At 69.3% G+C, this 15,161-nt stretch carries 11 protein-coding genes; 2 read left to right on the top strand and 9 right to left on the bottom strand.

Features of this window, described 5'->3' with window-relative positions:
• Window positions 1-56 precede the first annotated feature (56 nt).
• From JOF43_RS06465 to JOF43_RS06435, 7 genes are all read right to left on the bottom strand, one after another.
• Window positions 57-905: a hypothetical protein gene (locus JOF43_RS06465; RefSeq protein WP_209900410.1), complete on the bottom strand. Its 849-nt coding sequence runs from the start codon at window positions 903-905 to the stop codon at window positions 57-59.
• 3 nt (window positions 906-908) lie between these two features.
• A complete protein-coding gene (locus JOF43_RS06460) occupies window positions 909-1,817 on the bottom strand; it encodes a carbohydrate ABC transporter permease (RefSeq protein ID WP_209900409.1) in 909 nt (302 codons plus the stop codon).
• Window positions 1,814-2,755 (bottom strand): carbohydrate ABC transporter permease, encoded by a 942-nt coding sequence (locus JOF43_RS22540; protein ID WP_209900407.1) that lies wholly within the window; start codon window positions 2,753-2,755, stop codon window positions 1,814-1,816. The genes JOF43_RS06460 and JOF43_RS22540 overlap by 4 nt, the downstream gene beginning before the upstream one ends.
• Window positions 2,752-4,050 carry an ABC transporter substrate-binding protein gene (locus tag JOF43_RS06450; RefSeq protein WP_209900405.1) on the bottom strand — a complete coding sequence of 433 codons (1,299 nt, stop codon included), beginning with the start codon at window positions 4,048-4,050 and terminating at the stop codon, window positions 2,752-2,754. Before JOF43_RS06450 ends, JOF43_RS22540 begins: the two co-directional genes overlap by 4 nt.
• The gene (locus tag JOF43_RS06445) at window positions 4,047-6,545 is read right to left on the bottom strand and encodes a GH116 family glycosyl-hydrolase (RefSeq protein WP_209900403.1); all 2,499 of its coding nucleotides are present in this window, start codon (window positions 6,543-6,545) and stop codon (window positions 4,047-4,049) included. The genes JOF43_RS06450 and JOF43_RS06445 overlap by 4 nt, the downstream gene beginning before the upstream one ends.
• Window positions 6,546-6,900: 355 nt before the next feature.
• Window positions 6,901-7,674 (bottom strand): IclR family transcriptional regulator, encoded by a 774-nt coding sequence (locus tag JOF43_RS06440; RefSeq protein ID WP_209900401.1) that lies wholly within the window; start codon window positions 7,672-7,674, stop codon window positions 6,901-6,903.
• A gap of 54 nt (window positions 7,675-7,728) precedes the next feature.
• Window positions 7,729-10,044, bottom strand: coding sequence for an FAD-dependent oxidoreductase (locus tag JOF43_RS06435; RefSeq protein ID WP_209900399.1), 2,316 nt, complete (start codon window positions 10,042-10,044; stop codon window positions 7,729-7,731).
• 202 nt (window positions 10,045-10,246) lie between these two features.
• Between JOF43_RS06435 and JOF43_RS06430 the strand changes: the two genes are divergently transcribed.
• On the top strand, window positions 10,247-11,578 hold the full coding sequence (locus JOF43_RS06430) for an MFS transporter (RefSeq protein ID WP_209900397.1): 1,332 nt from the start codon (window positions 10,247-10,249) through the stop codon (window positions 11,576-11,578).
• A gap of 103 nt (window positions 11,579-11,681) precedes the next feature.
• Window positions 11,682-12,659, top strand: a complete 978-nt coding sequence (locus tag JOF43_RS06425) for an NAD-dependent epimerase/dehydratase family protein (protein ID WP_209900396.1) — start codon at window positions 11,682-11,684, stop codon at window positions 12,657-12,659.
• 301 nt (window positions 12,660-12,960) lie between these two features.
• Here JOF43_RS06425 and JOF43_RS06420 read toward each other — a convergent pair whose 3' ends face one another.
• On the bottom strand, window positions 12,961-13,992 hold the full coding sequence (locus JOF43_RS06420) for a proline racemase family protein (RefSeq protein WP_209900394.1): 1,032 nt from the start codon (window positions 13,990-13,992) through the stop codon (window positions 12,961-12,963).
• Window positions 13,982-15,070 (bottom strand): alcohol dehydrogenase family protein, encoded by a 1,089-nt coding sequence (locus tag JOF43_RS06415; protein ID WP_209900392.1) that lies wholly within the window; start codon window positions 15,068-15,070, stop codon window positions 13,982-13,984. The genes JOF43_RS06420 and JOF43_RS06415 overlap by 11 nt, the downstream gene beginning before the upstream one ends.
• Window positions 15,071-15,161 lie beyond the last annotated feature (91 nt).

The following is a 15,161-nucleotide window of genomic DNA, read 5'->3' as shown; positions in this document are numbered from 1 at the left end:
GCCTCGCCGGAACAGGGTCGATGCACACGTCCCGCGCTGCCGGGGCCGCCGAGCCCTCAGTCCTCGCCTCCCACGCGCGGCGCGACCCGCCACGCCGCCGCCAGCACGAGCGCGAACGGGCCCGGCGCCAGCAGGAACAGGCCATTGGAGAGAGTCACCGAGACCCACACCCCGAGGGCGCCCACGACGAGCGCCGCGAGGAACGGCACCGGCGAGCGCGCCAGGACGTGCAGGGCGAGCAGCCAGCACCGCAGGCCCGTCGGACCCGTACCACCGGCACGCATCGGCAGCGACACCACGGCCCCGAGACCCGTCAGCACGGTGGTGGTGGCGCCGAGCGCGGTGGGCACGAGCATGACTGCTCCCCCGCCGGATGCGTGGGCGAGCAACGCGTTCAGGGTGAGATTCGCGAGCAGCGTGGGCACCGCGCAGATCCCGATCGCCCGTGGTGCGAGCCGGCGCAGGTCCCGTGCGTGCTCACGCAGGGCAGGCTGTGCGCCGTCGAGGACCTTGAGACTCGTCGCGATCAGCGCCATCAGCGTCGGCGCCACGGAGACCAGGCCGACCCCCGCGCCCACCAGCAGCCCGGCGCGGCTCGCCACCACCGTGGCGAGGGCGGCCAGTGTCACGAGCGCGCTGCCGAGGAGCAGCACCGGCAGGCTGCTCCAGGCCTCTCGGGCGGCGGCCCGCAGGTCGAGGCCACCCACCCCCGTCTCAGACAGCGGGTCGGACCCCGTCTCGGCCGTCGCGGCGGAGCCGGCACCCGCCTCGACCCCTGACCAGGCGCCACCGCCAGCACCGGCGACACCGGCATCGCCGAGCCCGGCACCACCGCCGACACCGGCGACACCAGCCCCGGTGCCGACCGGCGCCGCGCGGGCCCCACCCCTGACGGATTCCGCCATGCCTCAGCCCCGCACCCCGGCGGTGGCGATGCTGGCCACGAACTGCCGCTGGAAGATCAGGAACACGATCAGCACCGGCAGTACGATCATGGTGATCGCGGCGAACACCGTCGCCGGGGCCGCTCCCGCCTGGGCATCCTGCAGCGCCACCAGGCCCAGGGGCAGCGTCATGTTCTCCGGCGTGCTGAGGAAGATCAGCGGGGCGAAGTAGTTGTTCCAGGAGGCTTCGAACACCAGGATCGCCAGCGCCGACAGTGCCGGGCCGGACAGCGGCACCAGCATCCGGAACAGGATCCACAGGTGCCCGGCGCCGTCGAGGATCGCCGCCTCGTCGAGGTCGCGGGGGATGGAGTTGAAGTACTGGCGCAGGAAGAAGATCGAGAACACGTGGATCAGTCCGGGCAGCCACAGTGCGACCAGGGTGTCCACCAGTCCCAGGGTGCGCATCAGGATGAACACCGGGATGATCAGCAGCTGCGCGGGCACCATCATCGCGCTGAGCATGATGAGGAACGCGCTGGAGCGGCCGCGGAACTCGAAGCGGGAGAAGGCGTAGGCCGCCAGCACGCTGACGATCAGCGAGCCGCCGGTGGTGATCACGGCGACCATCACGCTGTTCAGGGCCATCTGCCCGACCGGGATCAGCTCGCCCACCGCGCGGAAGTTCTCCGTGGTGGTGCCGATCGGCAGCCAGTTCGGCGGGATTCGGAACGCCTCGGCCGGGTCGGTGAGACTGGTGGAGATCAGCCACACCAGGGGTGCCGCCATGATCGCGGCGAAGACCAGCAGCGCGAGGTTCAGCGCGATCCTGCCGGGCCGCGGCCCGCGGCGCCGGGTCGAGGGCGCACCCGCGGGGGGAGGCGTCGTGTCCGTCCGCGTCGTCGTCGTGGTCCCCGGGTTCGTCGTGCTCACTGCTGATGCACCCACTTCCTGGCGCCCCAGAACTGCAGCAGCGTCACCGCCATGATCACCACGAACACGAGGAACGCCACGGCGGAGGCGTAGCCGATCCGGAAGGACTGGAATCCCTGCTCGTACAGGTACATCACCAGCGTCAGCGTTGCGTCGTCGGGGCCGCCGCCGGTGATGATCTGGATCGGGTCGAAGATCTGGAACGCCCCGATGAAGGTGACCACCATGGCGAAGAACAGGGTGGGGGACATCATCGGCACGGTGACGTGCCAGAACACCTGGCGCCGGCCCGCCCCGTCGGTCTGCGCCGCCTCGATCAGCTGCTTCGGAACGGTCTGCAGGCCGGCCAGCATGATGATGAACGTGAACCCCAGGGTGTGCCAGAAGTCGATCCCGATGATCGCCGGCAGTGCCCAGGCGGGGTCGAGGAACCAGTCCGGCGGGGTGAGGCCGATCCGGTCGATGTAGTGGGTGATCACCCCGAAGCCGGGATCGAGCATGTACTGCCACAGCAGCGCCACCGCAGCCCAGGAGATGATGAAGGGGAAGAATACGGCGGTGCGCACCAGGTAGGAGACGACGCGGCTCGCGAGCGCGTTGACGGCCAGGGCCAGCAGCAGCGCGCCGACGACATGGGTGAGCACCGAGGCGAACGCGAACAGGAAGGTGTTGGCGAAGGCCTGGATCAGCACCGGGTCCTGCAGCAGCGTCGTGAAATTCTCCAGCCCCACGAACTCCGGCGGGGTCAGCAGGTCCCAGGAGTACAGGCTGAGCGCGATCGCGACCAGGAACGGGCCACCGATGAACAGCACGAACAGCAGCGCCGCCGGGCTGAGGAAGACGTACCCCAGCCAGTTCTGACGCAGGTCGCGGCGTCGCGGCCGCCCCGGCGACGGGGCCGCGGGGCTCGGCGTGGGCAGTGCGGCCGCGGCGCTCACAGCAGCGGTCCGATCTTGTCGTAGGTGCGCTTCAGCTGGCGCTCGGGCTCGGCGTATCCGGCGATGATCTGCAGCCAGCCCTCCTCGACGATGTCCTGGATCTCGGGGCCGCGCTCCGGGGAAGGCACCGGGGTGGCCGTCTCCAGGGCGTCGACCAGGCACAGCGCACCCTCAGGGGCGCCCTCGAGGAAGGCGTCTGAGGTGGCGACCGAATGCCGGGCGGGGACGATGGTGCCGCCGGCGCGGGCGAAGAACGACGCGCCCTCGACGGACATCAGGTACTTGATGAACACCCACGCCTCGTCGGCGCGCTCGGAGGCCTCGGTGATGTCCCAGGCGTCCCAGCCGACGGGCGAGCCGTGGACGCCGTTGTGGGGGAAGGGCACCATGCGGATCGCGTCGGTCAGCTCGATGCGCGCGGCGTTGACCATCCCGTAGGCGCCGTCGTGGAAGGCGGCCAGCTGCCCGTTCTGCATCAGGGACGGCGCGTCGTACGTGCCGCCGGGCTCGGGCGAGTAGCCCTTGGCGACCAGCTCCCGGGCGAAGGCGGCGGCCTCGATCGCCTCGGGGCTGTTGATGGTCGCGGTGGCCCAGTCCTCATCGAGGCTCGAGGTGCCGTTGTTGGTCAGCCAAGGAAGCACGTCGTGCCAGTAGCCCTGCTCGACGGTCATCAGGAAGACCCCCTGGGCCTTGAGCCGGCGGCCGGCCTCCATCAGATCGCTCCAGCTGAAGCCGTCCTCGGGCAGCTCCACGCCGGCCCGGTCGAGGAGGTCGGTGCGGCAGTACTGCACGATCGGGTTGTAGCCGCCGGGCATGTAGTAGGTGCTGCCGTCGGGCGAGCCGTACTTCTGCGACCACAGGCGCAGGTTGTCGTGGATGTCGTCGTAGTAGTCCTCGACCTCGTCCTGGTCGCGGGCGATCAGCTGATCCAACGGGGCGAGCACACCCTTGGAGGCGAACAGGCGCTGCCCCTCGGTGGCCATCTGGATGATGTCGGGCGGCTGTCCGCCGGCTATCTGGGTGGCGACGGCGTAGGTGAACTGCGCCCAGGAGCCGGACTTCGCCACCGCCTGCAGGGCGATCTCGGGGTGCTGCTCACCGAACTCGGCGAAGAGCTGCTCGAACTGTTTGCGCTGGTTGACGTCGCCGAGGAAGACGAACTCGACGGCGTCGCCGCCGGCACCCTCGGTGGCGGCGCCGGGGTCCCCGCCGCAGGCGGCCAGACCGGCGGCGAGCGCGCCCAGGCCCATCCCGCCGAGGGCCCCGCGGCGGGTCGGGCGCGGGGCGGTGGTCATGAGGCGCCGGTCCAGGAGGTGGAGCGCACGGGGAGCTGCCCGCCGAGGGTGACGACCTCGACGGCGTCCCCGACGGCGTGCGCATAGCCCCAGCCGGTGCCGGTCAGCAGCGGCACCCGGGTCCCGCCCGTCGGCCGGTCCAGGCGCAGTGCGCCGGTGCGGGCGTCCCAGGAGCGTCCGGTGGCGGCGTCCAGGAGGGTCCAGCCCGCCAAGGAGCGCACGTAGTGGTCGCCGCACTCGATGTGGTTGTAGGGGTTGCGGCGTCTGCCGTCGTAGCGGTCCCGCAGCCCGCGCAGGATCGCCGTTGCCTCGTCGGCCAGGCCCTCGCGCAGGCAGTGGGCGGCGACCTGCTGCTCGGTGCCGGTCCATACCTCGTCGGCGTAGCGCAGTGGGGTGGCCGGGCGGCCGCCGCGGGGCCAGGTGCACACCAGCAACCCGGTGTCGTCGCCGTCGGCGAAGGCCCGGAAGTCGTGCTCGAGGTCCGCGAAGCCGTGGCGGAGGTTGTGGCGCACGATCGCCTGCAGCGCGGAGCGCACGTGGTCCACCGGCAGCAGGTGGCCGAGGTCCAGCTCATGGGCCCACCACTGGCCGATCAACTGGTCGGCGAGGCAGCCTTCGCCCCACTGGAAGGGGCGTTCGGGGCCCTCCTCGAGCTCCTGGACGTAGTACTCCCCCGTGAACAGCAGCTCGTCGTAGGCGGCGCTGCCCCGCTCGAACAGGGCGCGGAGTTCGTCGGCCTCCGTGTGTTCGCCGCGGGGACGGGACATCTCCTCGACGGCGCGCAGGGCTGCGAGCCAGAGGGTGCCCATGAAGGTGTTGGCGCCGGCGAGGTCGATGTCGTGGGTGCTGGGCTGGATGCCGCGCAGCACGCCGGTGGCCTCCGGGTCCCAGGTGGTGCGGATATGGGCCAGCAGTCGGGTCAGGTGCTCCCAGCGCTGGTCGAGCCAGGCGTCGTCGATCGCGCCGGAGCGCAGTTCGCGGTAGGTCTTCAGGAGCACGCCGAGCATGCCGTCCAGGGCCGGGGTGAGCGGTCCGCCGATGGGGCGGTTCCACAGCTGCGGCAGGGAGGTGGGGGCGATGACGCGGTGCGGGACGGAGCCGTCCGGGGCCTGCAGCACGTCCAGCTCCGTCTCGCGCATCGAGCGTTCCAGGGTGGGGAACAGGGCTGCGAGGGCGTGGGCGTAGTTCCACACGTGGGTGCAGTTCAATGGGCAGGATCCGCCGACGACGCCGGCATGCCCGCCGGTCGAGGCGCCGTTGACGCCTTCGAAGCCGTAGAAGGTCCCGTCGGCGGCGTGGAAGCAGGTCGGGCTGCGCAGCACGACGGCCTGGGCGGCGAGGTGCTCGACGGCCTCCTCGTCGAGGCCGGAGTCCGTCAGCAGGTCGGTCCAGCAGCGGGTGGCGGCTTCGAGGTCCTCCCACTCCCGCTGGACCTGCTCGGCGACGGCGAGTGCGTCCGCATGGAGCGTGGCGTAGTGGTTGCCGAGCCAGAGCCGGGTCGGCGCGGACTGTGCGGCGAAGGCCCCGCCCTGGGGGAAGTCGACGTAGCGGTTCGGGAAGTACCAGGTCATCGCGAGGCGGATCGTGGCGGAGGCACCGGGCTCGAGGTGCACCGGGGCGGCGAGCCCGCCGTTCCAGGTGGCGCCGTGCGGGCTGGGGCCGTGGGCGCCGCGGGGCACGCCGGGATGGTGATCGGGCAGGTGCCCCTGCCCCGGAGGCGACGGGCGCTCGACGTGGCCGGTGCGGGCGTGGAGGAAGTCGAGGAACTCGCCGGGATCCTCCCACTGCGGCAGGGCCGTGGTCGCGGGGTGGTCGCAGGTCAGCACGGCCTGCCCGGCGCCCGGGGCGGACGGGTCGAGGCCGGCGTTCTCCAGCACCAGCGCGGTCCAGCCGTCATGGCGCCGCACGCGGTTGGTGTTGCCGCCGTAGCCGGCGGCGCGGACCCCGTCGGGTGCCGTGGTGCCGTCGTGGCCGACGGGGTTCTGCATCGCCGCACCCAGCCGAGCGGTCATCGCCACGGTGCCGGTGTTGGTCAGGGTGATCGTGAACAGCGCGGCCGGCAGGGAGCTGCGGTCGACGTCCTGCGGGATGAGCGGGGTGAAGGCCTGCAGGTGCACGTCCAGCGGGACGTCGAGCTCGTAGTCGACCTCGGCGACGGGATAGGTGGCACGGAAGCGGGTGGCTCGCGCTCCGCCGTGGCGCCCCAGCAGCTCACGCTGCCAGTCGGGGACGTGATCGTCGGTCACCAGCGGGGTGCCCGGCGCCTCCGGAGGCGGGGGCGGTGCCTGCAGGATGCGGGTCGAGTCCAGCGGCGGCTCGGGGTGCTGGGCGCGCACGGCGAAGAAGGTGTGCGGCAGGTCGCCGCCGTGGTTCCCGACGCCCTGCAGCTGCCATTGCCGCAGCGCGCCATCGGCGCAGAGGGCGACGTTGCCGGTGCCGATGCCGCCCAGCGGCATCGCGACATGACGGGCGTCGGTGTGGTCGAGCTGTCTCATACGTGCGCACTCCCATGTGGCAGTAATCGATTTCCTTCTCGTCCTGGCTCGACACCGTAGGCCGTGCGCTGCGCGGGGTCAATGCTCCGACGAGACTCGCGTAGGATGCCGCGAAGCGTTTTCGATGCTTTATGTCCGGATGCCCGCGAGATGGCATGACGGAGAGGCGTATAAGAAGCGAGCTGTCGGCGGGGGCCCCGAACGGAGATCACTGCGCAGAACAGCAGGATGTACCAGCAGGCCAAAGCCAAGGACGGGGTCTAGGTGAGACCGGGGCTCGTACTGTCGGCAGCCCTGAAATGGGCCACGTTCGACCACTGACAAGCTCCGTCCACCTGACAGAATTACCTAGACATCAGCCCTCGGGGACCGCCGTGATCATGCCGAGTCCTACGCTGATCCGGTCTGCGACCTCGATGACGTCCTCCGTGACCATCGGCAGATCGAGGGATCGTAGGTCGCTGATGCGGCCGGATATCGAGAGGGCGGCAACGATTCGGCCTCGCGCGTCGCGGATCGGGGCGGCGGCGCAAAAACGACCGAGGGCCACCTCCTGGTCCTCCATCGCCCATCCACGGCGGCGCGCCACGTCGAGGTCAGCGCCGAGGTCCGCGTGATCGGTAATGGTGCGCTCGGTGTACTTCGGGAGATCGCCGAGGAGACTGATCCGCTCCTGCTCGCTCAGATCGAGCAGCAGGCACTTGCCGAGCGCCGAAGCATGTAGCGGCTGGTCCATACCGATCATCGTGTGGGACTTCGAGGCGCGGGCGCCCTCGAAGTGGCACAAGTAGATCGCTCGACCCTCGTCCCGTACGCCCACATTCGAGGTCAGGCCGATGCGCTGGGCGAGCTCTTGCGCGCGGGCACGGGATTCCCGATGCACCGGGTCGTGGTTCAGTCCTTGGCTCGCCAATAGCAGCGCCGCGGTGCCGATGCGGTAGCCCTGCGGTCCTCGTCGCACGTATCCGAGGTTTTCGAGGGTCGCGAGGATTCGGCCCGTCGTCGAGGCCCCGAGATCGATGATCCGTGCGATGTCCGAGGCGCGCACCGACTCGGCGTCCGCCGTGCCGATCGCCTGGAGGACGGCAACGGCGCGTTCGATGCTCTGGTTCGACGGGGTGTTAGCCATGGCGACATTCTCCTGGACCCGTGCCCGGCTGCGGTGCGCAGCTCACATTCCTGGTCACGGAAGCGTGGTCCGGGCGCTGGGATTCGCGTAGACCTTGATCGCCTGAACCATCGCGTAGGGAGAGCCGTTGGTCCCCTCGACCACGAGACGCAGGGCGTCATACTCGCCCGCGGACACGTCATGGATGCGGTGGCGGATGCGATTGTCCCGCACCCCTGCCAGCTCCCTCCACTCCCCGTCCACGCTCCCCTCGAGCCGGTAGTCACGCACCAGCGTCGGCATAACCTCGTCCTTCGTCCGATGGTGGTGGAGATTGATGAGGTCGGTGTCGACGTCGTCGTTCAGCACGATCCGCACAGAACCGATCCGGACGGGCGCGTCCCATCTCAGGGTGAGGCTGGGCGCCGCCATAGCGTCCAGCGCAACATCGGATGCCCTATCGGTTTGACCTGCTGGGGCGAAGACCGCCTCGGAAGACCAGAGGTGCGGGCCGCCATAGGGGCGCTGGTAGCCGTCGGCGACCGCAGCCGCCCGGTAGGCGTTGGTGTCCGGAGCGATCCGGCCGGCGAAGGACCGCCCGCGGAGAGGACGCGCCTCCCACTGGGTGACGAGCTCGCCCTCCTCACTGGGAATCTGATGGTCGAACTGGGCGTCCCAAGCCTGCTTCCGAGTCAGGGCGAGAAGCCCGTACGGATTGCCATCGGTCAGATGCAGGGCCACCCCGGGGGTCGCCGAAACGACGAGGACGGCGTTCCGCGGCGTCTCCGGAGCCCAATCGAATCTCGCCGTGACCTCCCCCTCACCCACCGGGACCTCCACCTGCGTCGCTGCGATCCTCGCCACGGGCACATAGTTCTGGGGTTTACCCGTGTCCCACAGCTCCACGGTCGTCGACGCCGGCGCCTCCGCCGTGGCGCGCAGCGTAATGCTCTCCAGCGCTGGGTCGACGGGAACGACCAGGGCGACGTCCCGGTCCAGCGGGAATCGGTCCGACGAGGCGGACGGCACGGTGTCGATGGTCGTCAATTCGCTGCTCGCTGTGATCGTGGCCGATCGGGCGAGGTCCTCGTCATCGGTGGCGTGCAGGCCGATGACCGGGGCGTCCTCCCGGTGCAAGGTACGCAACAGCTCGGGCAGGTGATCCTGACCGAGAGCGCGCGGGGTGGTCCCGAGGTGGGCGCTCAGGTGCGCAGCGGTACCGGCCGCCTGGCCCAGCGTGGAGCAGGTGGCCATGACGCGGGTGCTGCCGAAAGCGATGTGGCTCGCGGAGATATTGCGACCGGCGAAGAGAAGATTGTCGACATTGCGGGAGTACAGGCTCCGATACGGGATCGCGTAGGTCCCATTGCTGTACCGCTGCTGCGCGCCGGGCTTCTCCGCATAGACGCCTTCGACAGGGTGCAGGTCGATCGACCAGCCTCCGAAGGCAACGGCATCGGGAAAGCTGCGCTGCTGGAGGATGTCCTGCTGGGTGAGCACGTAATCGCCGAGGAATCGGCGGTACTCCCGCTTCCCCGGGATGGCGCCCACCCATTCGAGGGTGAGGGTATCGGCGTCGAAGTCGCCGGAATTCTTGATGTGGTCCCAGATCCCGTACACGACCGACCAAAGCTCGTCGCGGATCCGCTCGTTCTCATCGACGGTGTCGACTTCCCCGCCCCACTCGATCCACCAGTAGTTGCAGCCGTTGTCGCCGGTGCGGATGATCCGGTTTCGAGGAATGGGGGTCTTTGAGATGTCCTTCGCGATGTTCGGCGGGACGAACTTCTCCGGCGCCCCGGTGTCATGGGTGTAGAAGAACAGGGAGCTGCCCAGGAGCTCGCGGTCGGCCTGCTCGGGCGCCCAGGTCTCCCCGTACTCGTCCTGCGATTCGCGCCCCACTCGGTACTGTGCCCCCGCGAGGTGGCCGACGAGTCCGTCCCCGGTGCAGTCCAGGAAGACAGGGGCGGACAGCTCGGTCTCGATCTCGCTGCCCATCGTCCAGCCCGTGACGGAGCGGATGACCCCCTCGCCCTCCATGTCGAGGGTCCGGACGTCGGTGTTCAGGTGAAGGGAGATGTTCGGCTCCGCGCGCACCAGGTCCAGCACGGTCTGATCCCAGTAGTACGGGTTGCCCTGTGGATTGCGGAACTGGTTCTCCAGGAACAGCTCGCCCATGATCCCGGTCTCCCGGGCGAAGCGCTGGGTACCGTGCGCGGTCGCCCCCACCACCCAGACCCGGATCTCGCTCGAGGAATTGCCTCCCAGGACTGGACGGTTCGTCACCAGCGCAACGCGGGACCCCAGTCGCGCCGCAGCAACCGCGGCGGACGTCCCCGCCAGTCCGCCGCCGACGACCACGATGTCCACGTCTTCCTTGATATGCCGCATGATTCGAGGCTAGCACTCTGCGCGATGCTCAAACCACTCAGTGATAGGCATGACCCGTTGAGTGATACGCTCAGGGACGGTGATCGCGCCCCGTCACGGAGGCGGTGCCCGCCACCCAAGGCGACGACAAGACCGGCCATCCGTGACGACACGGCCGAGGCGCCTTCTCCCGTCACCCCGCGGCATAGTGAGGAAGCTATCCATGACACAGGGATCAGATGCGACGGCAGACGTCGCGCCCCGGCCCTCCCCCCATGAGGGCCACCCACAGCCTCTTGGCAAGGTAGTCATCGCCGCCGGCGCCGGGCACTTCGTCGAGTGGTTCGACTTCGGCCTGTACGGCACCCTTGCCACCGCGATCAGCCTGCACTTCTTCAAGGCAGGCGACACCCACGCCGCCCTACTCTCGGCCTTCGCCGTCTTCGGCGCCGGATTCGTGATGCGGCCGCTCGGCGGACTGTTCTTCGGCTCCATGGGCGACCGCCTCGGGAGAAGAACCACCCTCGCGCTCGTCGTACTCATCACCAGTGTGGCCACCGCCCTGATGGGCGTCCTGCCGACGTGGCAGAACATCGGGGTCATCGCCCCCATCCTCCTGGTGATTCTGCGACTGGTCCAAGGATTCGCGGCCGGGGGCGAGAGCTCCGGCGCGACCGCCCTGCTGGCCGAGTACGCCCCGCCGAACCGTCGCGGATTCGTCTCGAGCTTCGTGGACGTCTTCGGGTTCCTGGCCTTCGTGGTCGGCGCGGGGCTCGTCCTCGCCTTCACGGCACTGCTCGGGGAGGACGCCCTGAACAGCTGGGGATGGCGCGCTCTCTTCCTCGTCGCCGTCCCACTGGGGCTGGTCAGCCTCTACCTTCGGATGAAGCTCGAGGACACCCCCGAGTTCCGCGCCGTGAAGGAGAAGGGGAAGGTCGTCGGAAACCCCCTTCGCACCTCCCTGCAAACTTCATGGAAGGCGCTGCTGTTCTGCGTCTGCTTCGTGGTCGTCAAGGCGGTCGGACACTGGACCCTGCAGACATTCATGCCCTCCTACCTGCAGACCGAACTGGGCTACTCGGCGATCTCGAGCTACGGCGCGCTGGTGATCGGGCTCCTCTTCATCATGCTCATGGTCCCGCTCTTCGGTCTGCTGAGCGACACGGTGGGCCGTCGCCCTGTGATGATCGCGGGCTGCGCCGGGTTCATCGTGTTCACCTACCCGACGCTGACCCTCATGTCTTCGGGGCACTTCCTCGCCGCGGCGGGAGCCTTGATAATCCTCGGGGTTTTCATGGCCGCCTTCGACGGCGCGATGAGCGCCGCGATGGCGGAGCTGTTCCCGACGAACATCCGCTACGGGTCCATGGCGATCGCCTACAACATCTCCGTTGCGGTCTTCGGTGGCATCACCCCGTTCTTCGCCACCTTTCTCATCACGTCGACCGGCAACACCTTCGCCCCGGCGTTCTACGTCATGGCGGCGGCACTGGTTACCTTGATCGCCGTCCTGCGCGCCCGCGAGACCTACGACGCGCCGCTCGCCATCGAGTGACATCGGAAGCACACCGCGCGCTCTCCTACCGCGGGCCGCCCGTCGAAGGACTCGCGTCGGCCCCTCCCCGATCCACTGAGAACACCCCAGGAAGAAGGAACACATGCGCATCGCCGTCACCGGAGCCGCCGGAAGAGTCGGTAGGGCCGTCGCCCAGGAACTCGTCGACCGAGGCCACCAGGTGCTGGGAATCGACCGCGTGCCGGCCGCCTCCCCCGCCGTCGGCATGGAGTACTTGACGGACGATCTGGTGAACCTGCCCGCCCAGGATCCCCGACTGGCAAATCTCGACGCCGTCGCCCACCTCGGGGCATATATGTCCTGGGACTCAGAGCAGGCCGACGCGGTCTTCTCAGCCAATGTCACCGGCACCCATCGGCTGATCCGCGCGCTGGAAGGCTCGCGGGTGAGCCGCTTCATTCTGGCCAGTACCGGCGAGGTCTACCCGGAGAACGCTCCTGAGTACCAGCCGCTCGACGAGCAGCATCCACGACGACCGCGCACCTGGTATGGGGTCTCCAAGGTCCTCGCGGAGGATCTCGTGGAGTTCGCGAGCACCCACGCCGGCTGGGCGACGGTGGTATTGCGGTTCTCCCACACCCAGGACCCTGCGGAAGTCCTCAATCCCGATTCGTTCTTCTCCGGACCTCGATTCTTCGCCTCCCGGCGCATCGGACGCGAGCGTGCCGCAGGTCGTGCGGCGGTCGTCGCCGCACTCGAGCCGGCGTCGCACGACGATGGGACGCTGCTAGTCGCCCACCGCGAGGACGGCGCCCCGGTGCAGATGGGCATCCTGGCCACCGCCGACCTCGCGCACGGCGTCGTGCTCGCTCTCGAGGCAGGGACCACCGCGCACGAGGTCATCGGTCTCGGCCCGGACACGTCCGCCGATCTCGCCCAGTTCAGCCGTGACCTCGCCGGTGCCGCCGGACTGCGGACGGTCGACGTCACGTTCCCGTCCGACGCCGCCCCGAGCTACACGACGTCCAATGTGCGGGCGCACGAACTACTCGGGTTCTCCCCCGAAGTCGGCCACGAGGAGTTCGTGCGCCTAGCCGCCGAAGCGCACGCGCGTCGATGACTAACTGGGCAGGAATGCGCACATCACATTCCGTCTCACGCGAAACTCAGATGCGCTACCCAGGCAGCATACGTTGACAGCGCGTAACCCTGGCCTGGGGTGACGATGGTTTTACCCACGCGTCAGGTATCGCTCTTCCGCACGGCTCGCCGTTATCTCGAGCGCATCTGCGTCTACGGGAGCGAAACGGGTCCCGAGTGGCCAACCAACCAGGATCCGCAATCGAGCAAATCTGCCGGCGGGTGTCCGGCGAGCATCATCGGGACCGCGCAGACCGGGCCGAGTTCGGGGGCACCCCTCCTCACGGGCTCAGCAGCAGCTCCAGGTCCGAGGCGTCCACCAGCGGATCATCGAGGTCCACGGTGATACGGGAGTGCGCCATCAGCCGGGCCCGGCCCGTGATCGTCGAGTTCCAGGCGGGGAAGTCTCCGACGACGGTGTCGCCGATCACGGTGCCGAGGAAGCGATTGCCCCGCGGCGAGATCGTCTCCAGCGTGTCCCCGGGCCCGAGATCCCCCTGCCCCGCCATCAGTGCGAGCCGCGCGGAGGTGCCGGTGCCCGTGGGGCTCCGACAGATCACGCCGGGGTGGACGTAGGTCGCCGAACGGGATTCGACCTTGCCGTTCTCCAGGGTCCGGACCCGCCCCATGAAGTGGACGAACGGCAGCGGGCCGACGTCCCCCAGGGTCGGGTGCTCCTGGCGCAGTCCCGGGCGGGCGGTGCGCACGAAGGCGTCACCGAAGGCGGTCAGGGCGATCTGTTCGTCGGGCGTGAGCTCGAAGCCGTGGTCGGCGGCATGGATCATCGCGAAGTAGGCGCCACTCCACACCAGGTCGAACTCCACGCGGCCGTAGTGGGGGACGTCCACCGACAGCCCGCGCTCGGCGACGTAGGCGGGCTCGCCCTGGGTGGTGATCGACTCGACGCGCCCGCCGACATTGCGAGCAGTGATCCGGGCCAGTCCCGCCGGGGACTCCAGGACCACGTCCTGCAGACCTTCGGTCATCTCGATCATCCCGCTCTGCAGCAGGGCGGTCGCGGCGCAGATGGTGTTGGACCCGGAATACATCGGGTACCCCATGGCCTCCATGATGATGTAGCCGGCCTGCGCCTCGGGATGGCCCGGCTCGACGATGAGATCCACCGACATCGCCGGGTCCCCGTACGGTTCCGAGAGCAGCAGCCGGCGCAGGCCGTCGCCCTCGCTCTGGAGGTAGCGGGCCTTCTCCAGCGCACTGCGGCCCGGCAACGGCTCGATGCCGGCGGTGACGATGCGGCTGACGTCGCCGCCGGACTGGGTGTCGATCAGCTCGACGACTCGTTCACGATCCATACGGCGCCCCCACGGTCTCCCAGTGCCGGTCGGGCACGACGACCAGCTTTCCGATGTACGACTTGCCCATGAACGTGCTCTGGGCCTCGTGGAACTCCGACAGCGGGAAGGTGCGGTCCAGCAGCGGACGGATGGTGCCGTCCTGGATGTAGTCCACCAGGCGTCGGAAGGCGGTGCGGGTCCCCTGGGAGGAGCCGTGCAGCTCGAGCTGCTTGAGGTACATCGTGCGCAGGTCGAGGTCGACCACGGGGCCGCCGATGGCGCCGGCGGTGCTGTAGCGGCCCTCCGGGCGCAGGATCCGCAGCAGGTCGTTGAACATCGGGCCCGCGACCAGATCGGCCACCACGTCCACCGGACCGTCGATGACTCGCTCGACCTCGGCGACCAGGTCCTCGGTGTCTCGCAGGATGACGTCCTCGGCGCCGATCTCCCGCAGCGCCTCCTCCTTGCCGGCGCTGGAGACGGCGTAGGGGATCGCTCCGCGGGCTCGTGCCAGTTGGATGATGGCGGAGCCGACGCCGCCGGAGGCGCCGGTGACGAGCACCCGCTCCCCCGCGGCCAGACGGCTGCGGACGAGCATCTGCTCCGCGGTCAGGTAGGCGCAGCAGAAGGTGGCCAAGCCGGCGTCGGAGATGTCGGCGGTGATCTCGTAGGCGTTCTCCGAGGGCACTGCGACGTACTCGGCGTAGCCGCCGTCGCGGCCGTGGCCGATGTAGTCGATGTCGGCCAGCGACTCGTCGCCCTCAGGACGGTTGTAGATGCTGAAGTCGACCATCACCCGTTCACCGAGGCGATCCTCGGAGACGCCGTCCCCGACCGCGACGATGCTGCCGACGATGTCCGTGCCCTGGATGCGGGGGAACTCCAGCGTCGAGCGGCCGCGCCGCCAGGTGGAGACCTCGCTGGGGTCGGTGTCGCTGCCGTAGGCGCCCTCGCGCACCCAGACATCGGTGTTGTTCATGCCGCAGGCGTGGACGTCGATCAGCACCTCCCCCGCCGCAGGGCTCGGCGTGCGGACGCTCTGGGAATACACGAGCTGGTCGAGCCCGCCGTGTCCCACGAGCTGCACTGCGCTCATCGTCTCTGGAATCGAGGTCACCGGAGTGCCTCCCCTCGTCGCCCTGGTGAGCACGCGGTGCCGCGGCCCGGGGACAGCCTGACCCCGCGAA

It is taken from the genome of Brachybacterium sacelli (assembly GCF_017876545.1).
GTDB lineage: Bacteria > Actinomycetota > Actinomycetes > Actinomycetales > Dermabacteraceae > Brachybacterium > Brachybacterium sacelli.
This window is presented reverse-complemented; position numbering and strand designations above follow the sequence as displayed.

Bases quoted from the DNA above. Each gene is read 5' to 3' on its own strand.
- JOF43_RS06435 (WP_209900399.1), bottom strand. From the start codon at position 10,044: ATGCGGCATATCAAGGAAGACGTGGACATCGTGGTCGTCGGCGGCGGA.
- JOF43_RS06440 (WP_209900401.1), bottom strand. From the start codon at position 7,674: ATGGCTAACACCCCGTCGAACCAGAGCATCGAACGCGCCGTTGCCGTC.
- JOF43_RS06415 (WP_209900392.1), bottom strand. From the start codon at position 15,070: ATGAGCGCAGTGCAGCTCGTGGGACACGGCGGGCTCGACCAGCTCGTG.
- JOF43_RS06420 (WP_209900394.1), bottom strand. From the start codon at position 13,992: ATGGATCGTGAACGAGTCGTCGAGCTGATCGACACCCAGTCCGGCGGC.
- JOF43_RS06430 (WP_209900397.1), top strand. From the start codon at position 10,247: ATGACACAGGGATCAGATGCGACGGCAGACGTCGCGCCCCGGCCCTCC.
- JOF43_RS06445 (WP_209900403.1), bottom strand. From the start codon at position 6,545: ATGAGACAGCTCGACCACACCGACGCCCGTCATGTCGCGATGCCGCTG.
- JOF43_RS06450 (WP_209900405.1), bottom strand. From the start codon at position 4,050: ATGACCACCGCCCCGCGCCCGACCCGCCGCGGGGCCCTCGGCGGGATG.
- JOF43_RS06425 (WP_209900396.1), top strand. From the start codon at position 11,682: ATGCGCATCGCCGTCACCGGAGCCGCCGGAAGAGTCGGTAGGGCCGTC.
- JOF43_RS06465 (WP_209900410.1), bottom strand. From the start codon at position 905: ATGGCGGAATCCGTCAGGGGTGGGGCCCGCGCGGCGCCGGTCGGCACC.